The organism is Prosthecobacter sp., from assembly GCF_044227185.1.
Classification (GTDB): Bacteria; Verrucomicrobiota; Verrucomicrobiia; order Verrucomicrobiales; family Verrucomicrobiaceae; genus Prosthecobacter.
Genome location: NZ_JBGAFO010000001.1, coordinates 973,386 through 992,436 on the forward strand (window position 1 = coordinate 973,386; position 19,051 = coordinate 992,436).

Here is a 19,051-nt window from a genome sequence, read left to right on the forward strand (position 1 = left end):
CGAGATTTGGGCGCGGAAAGCGGGTGTGAGGGCGCTGAGCTCATCTCGACGGAGCGAGATGGCTACTGTACGGCTGCGATCATGCGGTCGAACTGGCGGTCCACTTCGCGTTTGGTTTCTTCGTCGAGTTTGAAGCCGACGGGACCGCGGATGAGGGTGTTTTTGAAGATGCCCTGGCGGACGAGGAGGTGTTTTTCCACCGCGAGGAAGCCATCGAGGCTGGTCTGCATGGAGATGAGGGCGGAGAGGGGGCCGTGGATGCGGTCGGCTTTTTCGGTGTCGCCTGAGGTGAGGGCGTTCCAGAGGGGGACGAGGCCGCGAATGAGATCCGCGCCGGGCATGGTGCCGACGACGCCGCGCTTGAAGGAATCGACGAGGGCGATGCCGCCGGTGCCTTCGAAGACGCGGGCGCGGCCCTGGGTGGCATCGCGGAGCTCGGAGAGCTTGGGGCCGATGGGGGAGGCTTCGGGTTTGTACTGCACACGCTCGGGGCCGAATTCGTCGAGCAGTTTTGCCTGCATGGCGATGGGCATGGGCTTGCCGACGTAGCCGCTGGCATCCTGCACGATGACGGGAATGCGGATGGCTTTGATGATGCGGGTGTAGTAGGCGAGCAGTTCGCTTTCGCCGATGCCGATGGAGACGGGCGGGATGGCCATGACGGCGGCTGCGCCGATGCTTTCGGCGTGCTTTGCATAACGTTCGGCGGTCTTGGAGGACTCGGCGCCGACGCTGATGATGACGGGGCCGCGTGCTTTACCGAACTGGCATGCGGCGGCGGCGAGTTGCTCGCGCTCCTCGCTGTCGAGGCGGAGGGTTTCGGAGACCATCGCCATGACGATGCCGTGCGCACCGCAGTCGTAGAGCCAGGAGATCTCGCGTTCGAGGGTATCGAGGTCGAGGGTTTCGTCTTCGAGCCAGGGAGTTTGGAAGACGGGGAGGACGCCTTGGAGCGGGGAAGGGGGAGGCATGAGGATTGACGATTGATGAGCAATCGATTTTTGATTTTAGAAGGATGAGCCGGAGTCAAACTGCGGTGGCGGTTGGTCACCAGAGGAGCTTGCCGCCGTCGAGGATGAGGACGCTGCCGGTCATGTAGCTGCTGGCGTCGCTGGCGAGGTAGAGGGCGAGGGGGCCGATCTCGGCGGGGCGGCCCCAGCGGCCCATGGGGATGCTGGTGGCGACTTCGCCTTCAAACTCGGGGCGCTCGCCGATCCAGCGTTTGTTGGCATCGGTGAGGAAGGGGCCGGGGGCGATGGCGTTGACGGTGATGCCGTGCGCGGCCCAATCTGCGGCGAGGGCTTTGGTGAACATGGTCAGGGCGCCTTTGGAGGTCTCGTAGCTGCGACCGCGCATCGCCTTGCCTGGCCAGAAGGCATTGATGGAGGAAATGTTGATGATGCGACCCCACTGGCGCGGGATCATGGCGCCGCCGATGCGTTTGGTGAGGATGAAAGCCTGGGTGAGATTGAGGTCGAGGATGCGTTGCCAGTCTTCGAGCGCGAGGTCTTCGGTGGGGGTGTTGATGCGGCGGCCGCCGACGTTGTTGATGAGGATGTCGATGGGCGGGTGATCGCGCAGGAGGGTGTCGCAGAGGCGTTCGGCTTCCGAAGGCTGGGAGAGATCGGATTGAATGGAGGTGATGTGCAGACCTTCGGCGCGGAGGGTGGCACAGGCGTTTTGCAGGTGTTCTTCGTTTGAGCCGGTGATGATGAGTTCGGCGCCGGCTTCGCCCAGAGCGCGGGCCATTTCCAGGCCGAGGCCGCGTGAACCGCCGGTGATGAGGGCGCGGCGGCCGGTGAGATGGAAGAGATCGAGGACTGGCATGGAAGAAGGAATCGGCGGAGTGAAACGACTCTTTCAGGCGTTTCCTCCAGGCATGACGCGATTCCTTCTTTCGACGCTGTTTTTGGGACTGGCCGCCAGTGTGCAGGCGAAGCAACCAAACATCTTGTGGCTGGTGGGGGAAAACCTTTCGCATGATCTTGGCTGCTACGGGGCGAAGCATGTGCACACGCCGAATCTGGACCGGCTGGTGCGGGAGGGGGTGCGGTTCACGAATGTGTTTTCGACGAATCCGGCGTGTGCGCCGAGCCGCAGCGCCTTCATGCTGGGGATGTATCAGACGACGACGGGTACGCAGCACATGCGCTCGCATCGCGAGGATGATTTCAAACTGCCGGCGGGGGTGAGGCCGATGACGCACCGGCTGCAGGAGGCGGGTTATCTGACGGCGAACATTAAGATGATCGGGGACAAGGCGGTGGGGACGGGAAAGCTGGATCTGAACTTTGTGAACGAGGGGCCGATTTATCAAAGCGATGACTGGAGTGCGCTGAAAACGAAGCAGCCGTTTTTTGCGCAGATCAATTCGCATGAGGTCGAGTACGACATCTATGACCGGCAGAGCAAGAACAAGGAGCGGGTGGAATGGGTGGGCGAGCGCGAGCATGTGAAGCATGCGACGCCGGAGAAGGTGACGCCGCCGCCATACTACCCGGATGTGCCGCTGGTTCGGGAGGAATGGGCACGCTATTTGAATTCGGTGTCCGGCATGGATGTGCGAATTGGCTGGGTGCTGGAGCAACTGCGCAAGGACGGGCTGGAGGATGACACCCTCATTGTCTTCTTTGCTGACAACGGGCGGCTGGAGCCGCGTGGCATTCACTGGTGCTATGACAGCGGGTTGAGGGTGCCTTTGATCATCAAGTGGCCGAAAAACTTTCCGGCGCCGCAGGGTTGCGAAGCGGGGAGTGTGAATGGGCAGATCGTGAGCCTGATTGATGTGACGGCGACGACGCTGGATTTCGCGGGGATCGCGAAGCCGCCGCTGATGCAGGGGCGGGTGATGCTGGGGCCGCATGCGGAGGCACCACGTGCTTATGCGTTTTCGGCGCGGGACCGCATCGATGAGACTGTGCAGCGCATCCGCTCGGTGCATGATGCGCGGTTTCACTACATCCGCACCTTCACGAAGGGGCCGACGTTTGCGTCGTTGAATCGCTATAAGGAGAAGTGTTTTCCGATCCTGCCGCTGATGCGGGCGATGCAGGCGAAGGGAGAGCTGACAGGGCCGCCGCTGGAGCTGATGCAGCGCAGCGGGCCGTGTGAGGAGCTCTATGACACGCAGGCGGACCGGGACGAAATCAGGAACCTGGCTGATTCGACGAAGCCCGAGCACCGGGAGGCGCTGCTGCGGCTTCGTGCGGCGCTGGACACGTGGATGGTGGAGACGGGGGATCTTGGAGGGGTTCCCGAAGCGCCGGAAGTTGTGGCGCCGTTCGCGAAGGAGATGGACGCGTGGTTCGGTACGCCGGATTGGGCCAAGAAGTGAGGCGGAGGGGCGTATGAATGGGATGATCCAACGCCTTCTCGCCTTCAGCCTGCTTCTTGTTTCGTCATCTTATGCCAGCGACTTTCGTGTGGGCGCGGCGCAGGTGGACATCACGCCGAAGAACGGGACGCCGCTGGGAGGGTACTACAAGTTTCGCGGCTCGGAGGGGGTGCTGGATCCGCTGTATGCGAAGACGCTGGTGTTTGAAAAGGATGGTGTGCAGGCAGCCATTGTGGTGCTGGATCTCTCGGGAACGGTGAGGCCCCTGGTGGCGGATGCGCGAAAGGCTGTTCAGGAGCAGTGCGGCATCCCGGGAGATCATGTGATGATTTCCGGCACGCACACGCATTCGGGACCGCAGCAGCCGCGAGGGTCGCTGATGGATGACATCACGAAGGTGAACTCGCCGGCCGGGGTGTCCTACATCAGCATGCTGCCGGGACTGATCGCGCAGTCGGTGAAGGAGGCGCAGGCGAAGCTGACGCCGGCGAAGGCTTCGGTGGCGGTGGGGAAAGCGGAGGGCATCAGCTTCAACCGGCGCGTGCTGCGTGAGGGGGTGAAGGAAGCGATCTGGCAGCCGAAGGAGCTCAATCCCGCGACGGACAAGCCGGCGGGGCCGATCGATCCGGATGTGGGCGTGGTGGCATTTCATGGCATGGGAGCGGATGCGGCGCCACTGGCTTCGTTCCTGAATTTTGCCATGCATCCCACATCGGTGGGCGGAGGGACGAAGATTTCGGCGGATTACCCGGGGGTGTTCACGAAGCTCGTCACCGAGCGCCACGGCCTGGGCATGATTTCGGTGTTTGCCAACGGCACCTGCGGCAACATCAACCACGGCGACTACCTCACGGGCAAGCGCCGCACCACGCTGGAGCTGGGCACGGCCCTGGCGGATGCCGCTGATGCAGCGTGGGCGAAGCTGCAGCCCACGGCCGCGTATGCGCCGCGGGTGCGCTCGGAGCAGGTGACGCTGCAGCGCCGCAGCTACACCCCCGAGCAGATCGCCAAGGCGAAGGACATGGCGGCGAACATGTTCACGAAGAATTTTGGTACTGTGCCGATGGCGGAGACGGTGTGCATTTTGGAGACGGTGGAGAAGCAGGAGAAAAACATCCCGCTGCTGGCGGAGGTGCAGGTGATCGCGCTGAGTGATGATGTCGCGATTGTGGCGCTGCCGGGAGAGATTTTTGTGGAGCTGGGGCTGGCGCTGAAGAAGGCCTCGCCGTTTAAGACCACGCTGATCGCAGAGCTGGCGAATGGAAGCATTGGCTATGTGCCGAATCGCGAGGCGTATCCGCAGGGGAATTATGAGGTGGTGAGTGCGCGCAATGAGGCGGGCAGCGGGGAAAAGCTGGTGGAGGTGGCGCTGCGGCTGCTGGGAGAAGCCAAAGCGGCGAAATAAGATGCGGGAATTTGTGCTTCCCGTCACGAAGGGTCCTGCTCTATGATCAGGCATGAGCCTTCCGCGATCATGCCTAGCAGTCATGCTTCTCGGGTGGTGTGGCATGAGTGTCCTGGGAGAGGACAGGCAGCAATGGCTTCAAGACGAGCTGCACCGGGCATGCTATGACGGTACTTTGGAGGAGGTGAAGAAGCTGCTTTCCGAGGGAGCCAGCGCCAAGCTGGTCTCTGAAGGGTATCAAGAGCTGCCCCTCAACCGGGCCATTTCCATGGGGCATGAAGACCTGGTGCGGCTGCTGGTGGCGCATGGAGCGCCGTTGAGTGATCCGGAGGGCTCGGCATTGGCGGTGGCGGCCAGGGGCGTGCCGGTTTCCTATTCAGAGGCAAAGACCCTGAGCATGATCGACCTGCTGCTGTCCTTGGGGGCGGATGTGCACGCTTATGATGAGGAGGCCACGGTGGCAGCGGCAGGCACCGGGCTGGCGATCGTGAAGCGGTTGGAAAGGGCAGGAGGCAAAGCCACGCGGCCCGCCCTGGTGTGTGCCGTCAGGAGCTGCCATCCGGACATTGTGGAGCACTTGATCAAAGCGGGCCTGGATCCCACCACGACCGATGAAAACGGCCGCACGCTGCTGCACGAAGCGGCTGAGTGGACATCCCTTGGCCCGGAGGACAAGCCCCAGGTGCGGACGGCCCTGTGGAGTCGCCTGCTGACACTGGGGATCTCCGTCAATGCGCTGGACCGGAATGGGCGCAGTCCGTTGTTTGAAGCCAGCACGGAGGAGGTGATGGCCTGGCTCATCGAGAAAGGTGCGGACGTGAACCTGAAAGACCGCGAAGGCATGACGGCGCTGATGCAGGTGGCGAATGATGCAGGTGGTGCGGTCGAGCTGATGCAAACACTGCTCAAAGCGGGAGCTGATTTAAAAGCGAAAGATCAGAAGGGGCGCAATGCGGTGGATTTCGCGGCCGGGGCCGAATCATGGGCGGAAATGTCCCTGCTGCTGGAAGAAGGCGCGACTGCAGAGCATGCCGCCGCCTCGCTCAAGGAAATGGCCCAGGCCACGCTGGATCATGCCACGCCACAGGAGCACGTGGCGGATATCACGGCGCATCTGCTGCGACAGACTGCCGCCCCGGGTGCCATGCGTGTGGATGGCCTTCCGCTGCTTTCCTGGGCCGTGCTGATCAACAATGCGGAGGTAGCAAGGCTGCTGCTTAAAGCCGGAGTGGACGTGAACGCTCTGGATGATGAAGGGCGCACTGCACTGATGCTGGCTGGAATGAGCGGCAACACTGCCATGAAGCAGACGCTCCTCAGCGCGGGTGCAGATGCCACCCGCAAAAACAAGCAGGGGCTGACGGCCGAGGAGCTGGCTGCTTTTTCGGGCAGGGCGGAAGGCCCTGTCTCATCCGGCTTGAGTGATGGGTCGGTGGGCGCCGCTGCGCCAGAGGGCAAAGACGACATTTTCAATGCGATTGCGGCCGGTCGCATGAAGGAGCTCCAAAGACTCGTCGAAGCGCAGCCCGCCATCCTGACGCAGGAGCGTGGCGGCCTGCAGCCTCTTCACCTCGCCATCGCGCTGGGCCGCCTGCCGATGGTGGAGTGGCTGGTGAAACACGGAGCGGCCCTTTCTGCCAGGACGGTGAACCGGCAGTCCTGCCTGAGGGTGGCGCTGCTGGCGGGCCAGGATGAGGTGGCGCGCTGGATGCTGAAACAGCAGGATGATTTTGGGCGCGCAGCGATGATGGAGGACTTGTATCTGAACTGGGCGGAGAAGGCCGAGCGGTCCGGCAAGGGCGGAAGCGTGCTGGCCCTGCGTCTGGCGCTGGAGGCAGGATGGAAACCGGACGGCAAAGAGCATGACAGAACGGCGCTGGAGCTGGCGGTGTGCAGCAATGAGCTGGCCCTCGTCCAGCAACTGCTGAATCTGGGTGCTGTACTGACTCCAGTGGAAATTGAAGAGCGCGATCCATTTGTGGGCGGGCCCTCGTATAAAAATCTGATCCAGGCCGCTGCTGAACGGCACAGTGCCAGGATGCTGAATTTTCTGCTGGAGAAGATCTCTGCCCGGCGCGTGGAGTGGAAAGAGAACATCAACGCGGCGCTGCATTTCGCCGCAGACGCAGGCGACCTGGCCATGGTGAAGCTGCTGGTGGAGGAGGGAGGCGCCGATGTGAATGCGAGTGCTGAGAGGTTTTACGGGGAGGGCACGTGGAGCAGCTATGCCGGCAAAAAAGTGCTGTTTACGCCGCTCTGCCTTGCCATGGCCAAGGGCCATCGTGAGGTGGCTGAATATCTGCTGCGGCATGGTGCCAGAGCCGCAGGGCATGACCAGCAGGGGCGGCAAGTGCTGTCCAGTGCCGTGGCCACGGGGAAAATCGAACTGGTCAGGCTCATGCTGGACCACGGTGCCGCGCTCGAAGCCCGGAATGGCGGCGGAGGCACCGCACTGCATGAGGCGGCTCGCCGCGGGGTGTCTGACATCACCGCGCTGCTGCTCAGCAAAGGAGCCAGCCGTGAGGCGAAAGACGGCGGCGGTCGCACACCGGCTGAACTGGCCCAGAGCGCGGGACAAACTTTTCCCTGAAGCACGGTGCCTTTATTCCTGCGGCAGTTTTTCGAAGGCAGTGACGATCTTTGCCACCCCAGGATAACTGCCATCGATGGTGGCATTCCATGCGATGCAGAGCCAGCCGCCGGTCGTCTTCATGGAGACGTTGGTGTTCCAGTGGCTGAGGCCAGTCACGTGTTTATGCTCCACCTTGCCGCTTACCGGATCGATGCTGGTCAGGATGGTCTCCCACCTGCGCAAAGGGTCTTTGCGCTCCGCCGCCGTCTCCGCCTGGCGCACCCAGGCCACCCACCAGCGGCGGGCGGCCCACACCGGAGGAGAGGCAGTCGGGAAGTCATAGATGGTGGCCGGTTCGCCGAGCAGCACCGTTTTGCCGGGAGCAAAGCCTTGCAAGGCGGCGGTGGAAAACATCAGGTGCACCGCATAGGGCTTATTTGCCCGTTCGGCGTCCTCGAACGGATCGAAACCGAAGCTGGTCCAGGTGAATCCCGTCCACTGGGCGGTGGATGACGACTCTGCAACGGAGGCGAACTTCACCGGATCAAGCGGCAGAGGTTGCTCGGTCTTTTGTCCTCCAAGGATTCGCGTCAGTACAAAGCGGCTCCTGCTTGAGCCTGGTTCGTCGCTGGTTTCCACTTTGACCACCTCGGCAGGTGCAGGCTGCTGCGGACGTTTGATGTAAACGCGGTGCCGCGGGAGCAGCAGCTTCCCCTCAGGGGAAAAGACCATGTTCCAGTTCAGAATCTCGCCTTCCACTCGTGTGATGAAGTCGATGGAAAAGTTACCGTTTTCCACCTCCACGCCGGGGCTGACATCGCCATGAGGATTCATGTGCGCCTGTGTGATCCCCTGAATGGAGAGCAGACAGGTGAGGACGATGGCGGGTCTGGTGAACATGGCGCAACGAGCTGAAGGAACGCCGTGCGGCAATCACGCCTCCTTCGGCGCGCGGATGTGGGCCCAGCAGTGGACGTGGGGGTCGCCGCGGAAGAACCAGACCATGTGGGGGCCTTCGATCTGCCAGACGTCCCAGACGCCGTCTTTGCCGACGTCCTGGTTTTTGAAGAAGGCCATGTGGAGGTTGTCGAAGCCGCCGGCCTCGATGTACTTCATGGACTCTTCGCGGTCGGCCTGGCGGAAGGGTTTGAGGAGGTCGGCGATGACTTTTTTGACGAGGTCTTTCTGGTCGGCGCTGAGTGCGGAGACGGGGATGCCTTCGAGGCCCTTGGTTTTGCCGGAGAGCTTGACGGTGTCGCTGCCGTCTTCGTCGCGGGACTCGTCGCGGAGGGCGAGGTCGCGCTGCTTGCCATCGAGGGCCTGGAAGACTTCGTTGGCGCGCTTGGCCTGGTACCAGTAGGCGTTGCCGGGGTGGTCGGGCTTTTCATTGAAGCCCTGGGCGGCGTGGCCGTAGAAGATGGGGCCGCCGAAGGCCGCGCCTTTTTCGCTGTCGCCATCGCAGCGGCGGGTGCAGTGGCGGCCGGTGAGGACGAATTCGAACTGGCTGGTGCCGGGCTCGCCGAAGAGGGCGATGGAGGCGCTGCCAAAGCCGCCGTCTCCCTTGTTGTCCTGGTCAAACTGGCGCCAGACCTCGGATTTGTATTCGTAGCTGTGAAGGCGGTCGAAGATCTGGCGCACGAGATCCTGCTGGTCAGCCTTGAGGACGTCGCGGATTTTCTGCGGGGTGATGTGCCAGTTGTTGTCCACCTTGAGGCGGCGGGGATCGCTCCAGGGGAAGCAGAGGGTTTTGCGCTGGGTTTCGTCCATGCTGCCGTAGAGCTGCTGCACGAGGGTTTCGGAGCTGGTGGGGCTCATGCCGAAGGCGGAGCCCAGCAGGCCTGCGGCGGCGGCCTGGGTGCCGCGGGTGAGCAAGTCACGGCGGCTGATGGAGGGTGGCGTGGGGAGCGTGTTCATGGCGGCGTTGTATCAAAAGCGGAGGGGAATGGAAAGGTTTGTTTTGAGCCGCAAGGCGGTGCGGCGGCTTCTTTGCGGTGAATCTATTGAGGCCTGCATAACTGACTGATAGGAGCGGAAAACGCCCGAGAGAACCTCTCGGCGGTTTTGGGCGGTGCGCGACGCGGTGCTCCTTGTGGCGGAATGGCGGGGAAACGCTGCTGGAGCGCGCGGTGGACGAAGGGTGCGGTGGATTTGCTTCCCAGAAAATGCCGCTGTACCAGGGTAGCCTCGCCGAGGCTCGGCAACCCTTCGCTGTGATGCGGAAGGCCGCTGGCCTTCGAGACAAGTGTGTCAGTCTATTGTGCAAGGTTCAATGGCGAGGAAAGATGAAGTGATTTTAATTATCGCGACGAGCGCGCGGGAGCATGGTTGAAGCACTTCATGAAAACGATCCTGCTTCACGTCAGCCTGGTTTTGTGCGCTGTTTCGAGCCTTCAGTCCCGCACGTGGACGGAGGCGCAGACGGGGCGGAAGCTGGAGGCGGACTTTGTGAAAGTGCAGGGAGACGCAGTGGTGGTGCGCGCGGCGAACGGCAGCACGATGCAACTGCCGCTGGCGCGCCTGAGCGAGGCGGACCAGACGTTTGTGAAAGAGCAGGCCGAGACGGCCACCAAGCCCGCGACCACGGCGGCGAAGACGGAGGAAAAGAGCAGTGGCAAGGAGGATGCGAAGAAGGCGCTGATCGGCACGTGGGACGGCTACATGGCGGACAGCGACGGCTCCAGACATGGAGACATCCGGCTGGTGATCACGGAGGAGAAGATCACGGCCTCCAATCCGCGGGGCGGCCAGGAGATGGGCGCGGGGACGTACAAGATTTCGGGCAAGCGGATCGATGCGACGGGGACGGAAGGGCAGTTTCGCGGGAAGAAATACGAGGGCATCTTTGATCTGGACAGCAAGACGCTGAAATGGTGCTCGGCCAATGACAACCCGAACTCCAGCAGGCCCACGCAGATGCAGACGAATCCGCAGGCGGGGCAGTTTTTGATGGTGCTGGAGAAGAAATAGAAAGTTTCGCGAGGCGCATTGCTGCGTTTCATTCCTCCATGCGTCTGCTCGTCATTGAAGATGAAATCAAGGTGGCCCGTTTCATCGAGCGCGGGCTGAAGGAGGAGGGCTTTGGGGTGGAGACTGCGGCGGATGGAGAGGCGGGGCTGAGCAGGGCGCGGGAGGGCGGCTTTGACCTGATCATTCTGGATGTGATGCTGCCGCTGCGGGATGGGTTCTCCGTGCTGCGGGAGCTGCGGGCCGCAAAGGTGCCGAGCCGGGTGCTGATGCTGACCGCACGAGACGGCGTGGCGGACCGCGTGCAGGGGCTGGACCTGGGAGCGGATGATTATTTGGTGAAGCCGTTTGCCTTTGCGGAGCTGCTGGCGCGGGTGCGGGCGCTGCTGCGGCGTGGCATGGCGGAGGAGCCGGCGCTGCTGCATGCGGCGGATGTGCAGGTGGACCTGCGCGCGCGGCGGGTGACGAGGGGCGGGAAACTGGTGACGCTTTCCTCCAAAGAGTTTGGGGTGCTGGCGCATCTGCTGCGGCGCGCGGGAAATGTGGTGACGCGGGCGGAGCTGGCGGAGACGGTGTGGGAGGACCTGCCGAACACGCCGAGCAATGTCATCGAGGTGACGGTTTATCATTTGCGTGAGAAGATCGACCGCGGTTTTTCACCGGCGTTGATCCAGACCGTGCGCGGCGCGGGGTATCTGCTGCAAACCACGCCATGACCTCCCTGCGCTCACGACTTTTGATCAGCTTCACGGCGCTGCTCGCGGCAGCGCTGCTGATGTTTGGCGTGATCGGGTGGCTGGTGGCGCGGGAGGCGATGGCGAATGACGTGGATGATTTTCTGCGGGCCAAGGCGACGCTGCTGGGGCGGCTGGTGTCTGTGAACCGGCTGCGCATTGAGCCGTGGATCGAGCAGGAGCTGCAGGTGCAGGAGCGGCATTTCATGCTGCAGGTGTTTGGGGCGGACGGCGGGTTTGCGGGCAAGTCGAGCAATCTGGCGGCGGCGATTCCGCTGAGCGACGAGGCGCGGCGCTCGGAGCATCCGGCGGGGAATGCGGTGATCGAGACGCTGCATGTGGACGGGCGTGCGTACCGCGCGGCCACGCACCCGCGGCGGGAGCTGTGGGGAGATCCGGTGACGCTGTATGCGCAGGCGCTGATGCCGCTGGATGCGGTGCATGCGCGCGAGAGGCGGCTGCTGGTGTGGCTGGTAGGCTGTGGTATGGGCGTGCTCGCGGCGGGAGGCGTTGCGGCGTGGCACCTGAGCCGGCAGTGGCTGCGCTCGGTCTCCAATCTGGAGGAGGCTGCACGTGGGCTGAGCCGTGCGGAGCTGGGGCTGCACCGCCTGTTTGTGCCGGCGGATGACGCGGAGCTGGCCGCGCTGGCGGCGTCATTCAATCAACTGCTGGACCGGCTGGAGGGGGCGCATGCGACGCAGCAGCGGTTTACGAGCGATGCCTCGCATGAGCTGCGCACGCCGCTGACGGTTCTGCGCGGGGAGATCGAAGTGGCGCTGCGGAAGCCGCGAAGCGCGGAGGAGTACCGTGAGGTGCTGGTGAGCAACAAGGAGGAGATCGAGCGTCTCTCACGCCTGACGGAAAACATGCTGGCGCTGGCGCATGTGGATGTGGGGGAGGCGATCACGCAGCGGGAGCTGGTGAATGTGAGCGAGCTGTGCGCCGGAGTGGTGGCGAGGCTGCAACCGCTGGCGGCGGAGCGGCGGATCGCGCTGCAGCATGAGGACGGGAACGAAGGGCCGCTGAGCGTGAACGGGGACCGGCTGGCGCTGGAACGGGTGATGCTGAACCTGATCGAAAACGCGCTGCGCTACACGCCGGGAGGCGAGAGTGTGACGGTGCGGGTGTCGAAGCTGCCGCCGTGGATCGAGATCGAGGTGATCGACACGGGCGGGGGAATCGCGGCGGAGCATCTGCCGCATTTGTTTGAGAGATTTTATCGCGTGGACAAGGCGCGCTCGCGGGCGCATGGGGGCAGCGGGCTGGGGCTGTCGATCGTGAAGGCGCTGGTGGAGGCGCACGGGGGCGGCGTGCGCGTGAGGAGCGAGGTGGGGAAGGGGAGCGTGTTTACGGTGAGGCTGCCGATCGCGTGAGGGGAGGGAGACGGTGTTGAAGGGGAGCGAGGACGGACCGAAAAAGGGAGGAGGAGTACGAGGAAGATGTCGCCCTGGTGGATATTGGGGGCGAGGGCGGAGCGGAAGGATCGAGGACGAGAACGAGTAGGAGAACGAGGACGAGCCGAACATGCAGCTTTTTGGAGCTTGTTTGTTCTCCGCGAGGAAGGCGCAATAGAATCGAGGACGAGTTCGAGTAGGAGGACGAGGACGAGTTGGCTACGCCAACAGCGGTTTCACGACGCGGGCGGGTTCGACGCCGGTGAGTTTGAAGTCGAGGCCCTGGGAGCGGAAGGTGAAGCGCTCGTGGTCGATGCCGAGCTGGTGCATGACGGTGGCGTGAAGGTCGCGGACGTGGACGGGGTTTTCGGCGACGTTGTAGCTGAAGTCGTCGGTGGCGCCGTGAGTGATGCCGGGCTTGATGCCGCCGCCGGCCATCCACATGGTGAAGCAGCGGGGGTGGTGATCGCGTCCGGCTTCGGGGCTGTCCCACTTGCCCTGACCGGCGACGCCGCGGCCGAATTCGCCGCCCCAGAGGACGAGGGTGTCATCGAGCAGGCCGCGTTGTTTGAGGTCTTTGATGAGGGCGGCGCTGGGCTGGTCGGTGTCGCGGCAGCGGGCGGTGCACCAGCTGGGGAGGCGGCTGTGATGGTCCCAGTCGGGATGGAAAAGCTGGATGAAGCGCACGCCGCGCTCGGCGAGGCGGCGGGCGAGGATGCAGTTGGCGGCATAACTTCCGGCGCGGCGGGAGTCGGGACCGTACATTTCGAAAACGTGATCGGGTTCGTCGCTGAGGTCGGTGAGTTCGGGGACGCTGGCCTGCATGCGGTAGGCCATTTCATACTGGCGGATGCGGGTGGTGATCTCGGGGTCCTGGGTTTGCTCAAAGCGCATCTGGTTCAGCTCGGCGAGACCGTCGAGCATGCCGCGGCGCAGATGGCGGGGGAGGCCGTCGGGATCGGTGAGATAGAGCACGGGGTCTTTGGAATTGCGCAGCTTCACGCCTTGATAGCGTGAAGGGAGGAAGCCGCTGCCCCAGTAGTGGTCGTAGAGCGGCTGATCGCTGGGGCGCTGCATTTTGGAAATGAGCACGAGGTAGTCGGGCAGATTGCGGTTCAGGCTGCCGAGGCCGTAGCTGATCCAGGAGCCCATGCTGGGGCGGCCGGGGAGCTGATGGCCGGTGAGGAACTGCGTCATGGCCGGGGCGTGATTGATCTGATCTGTGGTCATCGATTTGATGAAGCAGAGATCGTCGGCGACGCCCTGGAGATGCGGGAGCCATTCGCTGATGGTGGCGCCGCTTTGGCCGCAGCGGTTGAACTTGGTGATGCCGGGCAGGATGAGCTGCTTCTGGCCGGAGGTCATGGTGGTGAGGCGCTGGCCGTTGCGCACTGACTCGGGAAGCTCGGTGCCTGCGAGGCGCATGAGGCCGGGCTTGTGATCGTAGAGCTCGATCTGCGAGGGACCGCCGGATTGGGTGAGGAAGATGACGCGTTTGGCTTTGGGCGCGAAATGCGGCAGGGAGGGCAGGCCGGTGACTTCTTGCTCCGCGAGTGAGTTAAGTGCGAGAGCGCCGACGGAGACGCCGGTGCATTGGCCGAGGAAGTAGCGGCGGGTGGTGTTGAGGGAAGGTGATTCACTCATGGGTGATGGCTTCGTCGAGGTTGAGGACGAGGGTGGCGACCAGCGTGTGGGCGGCGAGGTCGGGCGTGGTTTGCAGCTTGCGGGCGTCTTCGGGATGGGCGCGGTAGTGGGCCAGAGCGCGGTCGAGTTCGCGCTGCACTACGGCGAGTTCTTTGGCGGTGGGCTGGCGGGTGAGGACGGCTTGATAAAGAAGCGGGAGGCGGTCTTCGGCTTTGGCGGCGAGCATGCGTTTGGCGAGGGAGCGGGAGGCTTCGGCGATGGTTTCGTCATTGAGGAGGGTGAGGGCCTGCAGGGGGGTGTTGGTGCGGGTCATGGCGACTTCGCAGACACGGCGCTGGGCGCTGTCGAACAGGAAGGTGGGAGCGATGCTGCGACGCCAGAAGGCATAGAGGGTGCGGCGGTGCTGGGCGGCGCCCTGGCTGGGCTCGTAGGTGAAGCGGCCCATGAAGATCTCCTCCCACACGCCTTCGGGTTGATGCGGGCGGACGGGCGGGCCGCCGAGGGCGGGATTGAGCAGGCCGGAGGAAGCGAGGGCGGCATCGCGGATCATCCAGGCGGGGAGGCGGAAGCGGGGGCCGCGGGAGAGGAGGAGATTCTGCGGATCGGCGGGACTGGTATGTTCTGAGGACTGCTGGTAGGTGTCGCTGGTGACGATGAGCTTGATGAGCCTTTTCACATCCCAGCCGTTTTCCATGAAATCGACGGCGAGCCAGTCGAGGAGTTCGGGGTGGGTGGGGCGCTGGCCTTGGAGGCCGAAGTCATCGGGCGTGCGGACGAGTCCGGCACCGAAGAGCATCTGCCAGACTTGATTGACGAAGACGCGGGCGGTGAGGGGATTTTCTTTTGAGGTGATCCATTTGGCGAGGCCGATGCGATCACGCGCGAGGCCTGCGGGCCAGGGGGCGATGGCGGCGGGGACATCGCGTTGGACGACATCGCCTTTTTTATCCCACACGCCGCGGACGAGGACGTGGGTGTCGCGGGGTTCTTTGCGCTCGGCGAGCACCATGACGTTGAGTTTGCCGGCGGCGGACTGGACCTCCTTGAGCTGCGCGTTGGCGCGGTCGAGCGAGGCTTTGGCGAGCTGATAGGGGGTGTGGTCTTCGAGGAACTGGGAGAGGAGACGGTCGCGCTCGGTCTTGCCGGCGGCGAGTTGCTCGAGAGGGGCGGGGCCGAGCTCGCGGACGGCTGGGCCGGGCTGGTCGGTGGCGGAGACGCGGAAGGCGGCGATGTTGGCATCGCCATTGGTGGAGCGCTGGCGGAGTTCGAAGATGAGCTCTTCGTCGCTCTCGAGTTCGAGAGGTTCGGCGAGGCCGTAGAGGGCGGTGTGGGGCTGGTCCTTGGGGAAGCCCTTGGTGGTCCAGCCGTTGCGCGGGTCGTCATCGAGCGTGCCTTTGACGTCGCCGTATTCGCGGGCCTTGGCTTCGGTCTTGGTGTCTGCGACGGCGTATTTGACGAGGATGTCGCGGATTTGTGAGCTGCCTTTGCGGCGGACCTGGACCTTGATGTCGGTGAGGATGAACTCGCCGTCCTTGCCGCGTGAGAGGGCGCCGTTTTGCGGGAGGATTTCGAGCTTCAGGCCGGTGAGGCGAGGCAGCTTGATGGAGGTGGAGACGAGGCGGTAGTCGTCTTGTTTGGGATTGGGGCCAGTGGCGATGACGATGCCGTCTTTGGACTGAGCGAGTTTGGTGCCTTCCTGAGATTCCACGGAGCCGTGGATGATGTGCCAGGCTTGGAAGCCGCTTTTTACTGCGGTCTGTTTTTCAGCGAGCCATTGCTCGAAGGGCTTGGCGGCGTCGGCTTTTGCTTTGGCTTCGACGGGCTTGCGGGCATCGACGAGTTTTTGAGATTCCTCGACGGCGCGTTTGGCGTGGGGGGACTGGTAGCTGAGGTAGGGCGTGGCTTTGGAGCCGGCGGCGCCGTCTTCGTCGATGCTGTTGAAGAAGGCATTGAGGGCGTAGTAGTCGTGCTGGGAGATGGGGTCGAACTTGTGCGAGTGGCACTGGGTGCAGCCGAGAGTGAGGCCGAGCCAGACGGTGCCCATGGTATTGACGCGGTCGAGGACGTAGTCGATGCGGGACTCTTCTTTGTCGCGGCCGCCTTCGCCGTTGGTCATGTGGTTGCGGTGGAAACAGGTGGCGAGTTTTTGCTCGGGCGTGGCGTTGGGAAGGAGATCGCCGGCGAACTGCTCGAGGGTGAACTGGTCGAAAGGTTTGTTGGCGTTGAAGGACTCAACCACGTAGTCGCGCCAGGGCCAGTTGGTGCGGGAGGCATCGGACTGGAAGCCGTCGGTGTCGGAGTAGCGTGCTGCATCGAGCCAGATCATGGCCATGCGCTCGCCGAAGTGGGGAGATGCCAGCAGGCTGTCGATGCTCTGCGATTCCGAGGTTGGTGGCAAGCCGGTGAGGTCGAAGGAGAGGCGGCGGAGGAGGGTGTGAGGCGGAGCTTTGGGGGAGAGGGTGAGACCTTCTTTGGCGAGACGGGCTTTGACGAAGAAGTCCACGGGGTGGCCTTTGACTTTCGCTTTCACGGGTTTTTCGAGGGACCAATGCTTGCCCCACTTCGCGCCTTCGGCGATCCAGCGTTTGAGCATGGCCACCTGGTCGGGCTTGAGCGCAGGCTTGTGGGACTTCGGAGGAGGCATGAGCTCCTCGGGGTCGGTGGTGACGATGCGGTCGATGAAGTCGCCGGATTTCAAGACTTCGCGGGCGCCTTCTTCGGTATCGAGACGGAGGTCGGCCTTGCGGTGGGCGGCGTCCTGGCCGTGGCAGGAGAGGCAGTTGTCAGAGAGGAGGGGCATGACCTCGCGGCTGAAGCTCACCGGGTCCGCATGGGCGGAGAGGGGGAGGAGCAGAAGGAGGGCTTTGGCGATGCGGCGGGGCATGAAGAGATCAACGCACGCGGACATGAAATGTGCAGGCATTGGCTATGGATAATCCTGAGATTTTTTGCGTGGCCCGGCAGGGAAGGGGAGACGTAATCCACCGCGCATGTCCAAGGTGTCACGTCTCATTCTCGTTCTCGGCGACCAGCTTGATCTGAAATCAGCGGCGCTGGAGGATTTCAATGAAGAGCATGATGCGGTGTGGATGGCGGAGGTGGCTGAGGAATCGACCAAGGTGTGGAGCACGAAGGCGCGGATCGCGATGTTCGTCACGGCGATGCGGCATTTTCGCGAGGCGCTGAGCGAGAAGGGCTGGAAGGTGATCTACCGCGAAATGGGGGAGTGGCCGAGCTTTGGCGATGCGTTGCGGGCTGATCTGAAAAAACTGAAGCCGGGCAAGCTGGTGATGGTGCTGGCCGGAGAGTGGGCGGTGCAGCGGGAGATTGAGCAGGTGGCGGAAGAACTCGAGGTGCCGCTGGAGGTGCGGGAAGACGGGCATTTTCTGTGCACGCGGGCGGAGTTCGCGGAGCATGCTGAGGGGCGCAAACAACTGCGGATGGAGTTTTTCTACCGTGAGATGCGGCAGAGAACGGGCGTGCTGATGGAGGATGGGAAGCCGGCGGGCGGGCAGTGGAATTTTGATCATGACAACCGGGGCAGCTTTGACAAGCACGGGCCGGGGCTGCGGGTGCCGCCGCAGAGATTCAAGCCGGATGCGATCACGCAGGAGGTGATTGCGATGGTGAATGCGCGCTTCGCGAAGCATCCGGGGGCGCTGGAGGAGTTTGACTGGCCGGTGACGGCGCGGGAGGCGAAGGCGGCGCTGCGGGATTTTATCGAGCACCGGCTGGCGGAGTTTGGGCAGTATCAGGATGCGATGTGGACGCAGGAGCCGTGGCTGTACCATTCAAGGCTGAGCGCGGCGATGAACCTGAAGCTGCTGGATCCGCGCGAGGTGCTGGCTGCGGCTGAGAAGGCGTGGCGGGACGGCAAGGCGCCGCTGGCGGCGGTGGAGGGCTTTGTGCGGCAGATCCTGGGCTGGCGGGAGTACGTGCGTGGCATTTACTGGCACTTAATGCCAGAGTATCTGGAGCGGAACGCCATGCATGCGCATGAGCCGCTGCCGGATTTTTACTGGACGGGCGAGACGGAGATGAACTGCCTGCGGGATGTGATCACGCAGACGCTGCGGCTGGGCTATGCGCACCACATTCAGCGGCTGATGGTGACGGGGCTGTTTGCGCTGCTGTTTGGCGTGGATCCCAGGAAGGTGCATGAGTGGTACCTGGCGGTGTATGTGGATGCGGTGGAGTGGGTGGAACTGCCGAACACGCTGGGGATGTCCCAATATGGCGATGGCGGGGTGATGGGAAGCAAGCCGTACGTGGCGAGCGGAAAGTACATCCAGCGCATGAGCAACTACTGCAGCGGCTGCCGGTATGACCCGGCGCTGAGCACGGGGCCGAAGGCCTGCCCGTTTACCACGCTGTACTGGGACTACCTGCTGCAGCACGAGCCGAAGCTGCGGCAGAACCAGAGGATGAGCATGCAGTTGAAGAACCTGGCAAGGCTGGATGACAGGCAGCGCGCGGCGATCCACATGCACGCAAAAAGAGTTCGGGAAACGAATTTAAAAACGCCATGAGTGCTTCCTCCTACCAAAAACGCAGCGGCTGGGCTCTGGTGGTCTTTTTGCTGATCACCTTTGCGGCGCCGGCGCTGAGTGCCTTCATTGAAATGCCCGGAGCATGGTACGAGGCGCTGCGGAAGCCGGCGCTGAATCCGCCGAGCTGGGTGTTCGGGCCGGTGTGGATGCTTTTGTACACGCTGATGGCCATTGCCGCCTGGCTGGTGTGGAAGCGGGTGGGATTTGCCTCGCCGCTGCAGCTCTATTTTGTGCAACTGGCGCTGAATGCGGCATGGACGCCGATCTTTTTTGGGGCGCACGCGCTCGGCCTGGGCCTGGGAGTGATCGTGGCGCTGTGGGTGGCGATCGCGCTGACGTGGGTGAGTTTTCGGAAGGTGAATGCCGCGGCCGGATGGCTGTTTGTGCCGTACCTCGCGTGGGTGACGTTCGCGAGCTATTTGAACTGGAGCCTGTGGCGGCTGAACAGTTGAAC

General features: G+C 63.3%; 14 protein-coding genes. 8 read left to right on the forward strand and 6 right to left on the reverse strand.

All coding sequences use genetic code 11. The features are described 5' to 3' along the window. Window positions 1-62: 62 nt before the first annotated feature. Together ACILSQ_RS04170 and ACILSQ_RS04175 are read right to left on the reverse strand one after the other, a co-directional pair. Window positions 63-971: a dihydrodipicolinate synthase family protein gene (locus tag ACILSQ_RS04170; protein ID WP_395742323.1), complete on the reverse strand. Its 909-nt coding sequence runs from the start codon at window positions 969-971 to the stop codon at window positions 63-65. 76 nt (window positions 972-1,047) lie between these two features. Next, the gene (locus ACILSQ_RS04175) at window positions 1,048-1,827 is read right to left on the reverse strand and encodes an SDR family NAD(P)-dependent oxidoreductase (RefSeq protein WP_395742324.1); all 780 of its coding nucleotides are present in this window, start codon (window positions 1,825-1,827) and stop codon (window positions 1,048-1,050) included. 52 nt (window positions 1,828-1,879) lie between these two features. Here ACILSQ_RS04175 and ACILSQ_RS04180 point away from each other — a divergent pair, with 52 nt between their 5' ends. From ACILSQ_RS04180 to ACILSQ_RS04190, 3 genes are all read left to right on the forward strand, one after another. Further along, window positions 1,880-3,334: a sulfatase gene (locus ACILSQ_RS04180; RefSeq protein WP_395742325.1), complete on the forward strand. Its 1,455-nt coding sequence runs from the start codon at window positions 1,880-1,882 to the stop codon at window positions 3,332-3,334. A gap of 22 nt (window positions 3,335-3,356) precedes the next feature. Further along, a complete protein-coding gene (locus ACILSQ_RS04185) occupies window positions 3,357-4,739 on the forward strand; it encodes a neutral/alkaline non-lysosomal ceramidase N-terminal domain-containing protein (protein ID WP_395742326.1) in 1,383 nt (460 codons plus the stop codon). A 103-nt stretch (window positions 4,740-4,842) separates the two neighbouring features. Next, on the forward strand, window positions 4,843-7,329 hold the full coding sequence (locus ACILSQ_RS04190) for an ankyrin repeat domain-containing protein (RefSeq protein ID WP_395742327.1): 2,487 nt from the start codon (window positions 4,843-4,845) through the stop codon (window positions 7,327-7,329). A gap of 12 nt (window positions 7,330-7,341) precedes the next feature. Here the strand turns inward: ACILSQ_RS04190 and ACILSQ_RS04195 are convergent, their stop codons facing one another. Both ACILSQ_RS04195 and ACILSQ_RS04200 read right to left on the reverse strand, forming a co-directional pair. Next, window positions 7,342-8,211: a hypothetical protein gene (locus ACILSQ_RS04195; RefSeq protein ID WP_395742328.1), complete on the reverse strand. Its 870-nt coding sequence runs from the start codon at window positions 8,209-8,211 to the stop codon at window positions 7,342-7,344. Between the two features lie 33 nt (window positions 8,212-8,244). Beyond that, window positions 8,245-9,225 carry a DUF3500 domain-containing protein gene (locus ACILSQ_RS04200; RefSeq protein ID WP_395742329.1) on the reverse strand — a complete coding sequence of 327 codons (981 nt, stop codon included), beginning with the start codon at window positions 9,223-9,225 and terminating at the stop codon, window positions 8,245-8,247. 423 nt (window positions 9,226-9,648) lie between these two features. Between ACILSQ_RS04200 and ACILSQ_RS04205 the strand changes: the two genes are divergently transcribed. From ACILSQ_RS04205 to ACILSQ_RS04215, 3 genes are read left to right on the forward strand one after another with little or no spacing between them, the layout of a single operon-like run. Beyond that, window positions 9,649-10,278 carry an SHD1 domain-containing protein gene (locus ACILSQ_RS04205; RefSeq protein ID WP_395742330.1) on the forward strand — a complete coding sequence of 210 codons (630 nt, stop codon included), beginning with the start codon at window positions 9,649-9,651 and terminating at the stop codon, window positions 10,276-10,278. 38 nt (window positions 10,279-10,316) lie between these two features. Next, the gene (locus ACILSQ_RS04210; protein WP_395742331.1) at window positions 10,317-10,991 is read left to right on the forward strand and encodes a response regulator; all 675 of its coding nucleotides are present in this window, start codon (window positions 10,317-10,319) and stop codon (window positions 10,989-10,991) included. Continuing rightward, window positions 10,988-12,382: a sensor histidine kinase gene (locus ACILSQ_RS04215; protein ID WP_395742332.1), complete on the forward strand. Its 1,395-nt coding sequence runs from the start codon at window positions 10,988-10,990 to the stop codon at window positions 12,380-12,382. The genes ACILSQ_RS04210 and ACILSQ_RS04215 overlap by 4 nt, the downstream gene beginning before the upstream one ends. Window positions 12,383-12,622: 240 nt before the next feature. On the opposite strand, the gene ACILSQ_RS04220 is transcribed toward ACILSQ_RS04215, so the two are convergent. Continuing rightward, window positions 12,623-14,047 (reverse strand): DUF1501 domain-containing protein, encoded by a 1,425-nt coding sequence (locus tag ACILSQ_RS04220; RefSeq protein WP_395742333.1) that lies wholly within the window; start codon window positions 14,045-14,047, stop codon window positions 12,623-12,625. Next, window positions 14,040-16,931, reverse strand: coding sequence for a PSD1 and planctomycete cytochrome C domain-containing protein (locus tag ACILSQ_RS04225; protein WP_395742334.1), 2,892 nt, complete (start codon window positions 16,929-16,931; stop codon window positions 14,040-14,042). Before ACILSQ_RS04225 ends, ACILSQ_RS04220 begins: the two co-directional genes overlap by 8 nt. 106 nt (window positions 16,932-17,037) lie before the next feature. Between ACILSQ_RS04225 and ACILSQ_RS04230 the strand changes: the two genes are divergently transcribed. Then, window positions 17,038-18,576, forward strand: coding sequence for a cryptochrome/photolyase family protein (locus ACILSQ_RS04230; RefSeq protein ID WP_395742335.1), 1,539 nt, complete (start codon window positions 17,038-17,040; stop codon window positions 18,574-18,576). Further along, complete coding sequence (locus ACILSQ_RS04235; protein WP_395742336.1) at window positions 18,573-19,049, forward strand: TspO/MBR family protein; 477 nt, start codon at window positions 18,573-18,575, stop codon at window positions 19,047-19,049. The genes ACILSQ_RS04230 and ACILSQ_RS04235 overlap by 4 nt, the downstream gene beginning before the upstream one ends. The last annotated feature ends 2 nt before the right edge of the window (window positions 19,050-19,051 follow it).

What these genes read in the sequence shown, in the direction of transcription:
- ACILSQ_RS04170 (WP_395742323.1), bottom strand. Translation starts at nt 971, where the DNA reads ATGCCTCCCCCTTCCCCGCTCCAAGGCGTCCTCCCCGTCTTCCAAACT.
- ACILSQ_RS04175 (WP_395742324.1), bottom strand. Translation starts at nt 1,827, where the DNA reads ATGCCAGTCCTCGATCTCTTCCATCTCACCGGCCGCCGCGCCCTCATC.
- ACILSQ_RS04180 (WP_395742325.1), top strand. Translation starts at nt 1,880, where the DNA reads ATGACGCGATTCCTTCTTTCGACGCTGTTTTTGGGACTGGCCGCCAGT.
- ACILSQ_RS04185 (WP_395742326.1), top strand. Translation starts at nt 3,357, where the DNA reads ATGATCCAACGCCTTCTCGCCTTCAGCCTGCTTCTTGTTTCGTCATCT.
- ACILSQ_RS04190 (WP_395742327.1), top strand. Translation starts at nt 4,843, where the DNA reads ATGAGTGTCCTGGGAGAGGACAGGCAGCAATGGCTTCAAGACGAGCTG.
- ACILSQ_RS04195 (WP_395742328.1), bottom strand. Translation starts at nt 8,211, where the DNA reads ATGTTCACCAGACCCGCCATCGTCCTCACCTGTCTGCTCTCCATTCAG.
- ACILSQ_RS04200 (WP_395742329.1), bottom strand. Translation starts at nt 9,225, where the DNA reads ATGAACACGCTCCCCACGCCACCCTCCATCAGCCGCCGTGACTTGCTC.
- ACILSQ_RS04205 (WP_395742330.1), top strand. Translation starts at nt 9,649, where the DNA reads ATGAAAACGATCCTGCTTCACGTCAGCCTGGTTTTGTGCGCTGTTTCG.
- ACILSQ_RS04210 (WP_395742331.1), top strand. Translation starts at nt 10,317, where the DNA reads ATGCGTCTGCTCGTCATTGAAGATGAAATCAAGGTGGCCCGTTTCATC.
- ACILSQ_RS04215 (WP_395742332.1), top strand. Translation starts at nt 10,988, where the DNA reads ATGACCTCCCTGCGCTCACGACTTTTGATCAGCTTCACGGCGCTGCTC.
- ACILSQ_RS04220 (WP_395742333.1), bottom strand. Translation starts at nt 14,047, where the DNA reads ATGAGTGAATCACCTTCCCTCAACACCACCCGCCGCTACTTCCTCGGC.
- ACILSQ_RS04225 (WP_395742334.1), bottom strand. Translation starts at nt 16,931, where the DNA reads ATGCCCCGCCGCATCGCCAAAGCCCTCCTTCTGCTCCTCCCCCTCTCC.
- ACILSQ_RS04230 (WP_395742335.1), top strand. Translation starts at nt 17,038, where the DNA reads ATGTCCAAGGTGTCACGTCTCATTCTCGTTCTCGGCGACCAGCTTGAT.
- ACILSQ_RS04235 (WP_395742336.1), top strand. Translation starts at nt 18,573, where the DNA reads ATGAGTGCTTCCTCCTACCAAAAACGCAGCGGCTGGGCTCTGGTGGTC.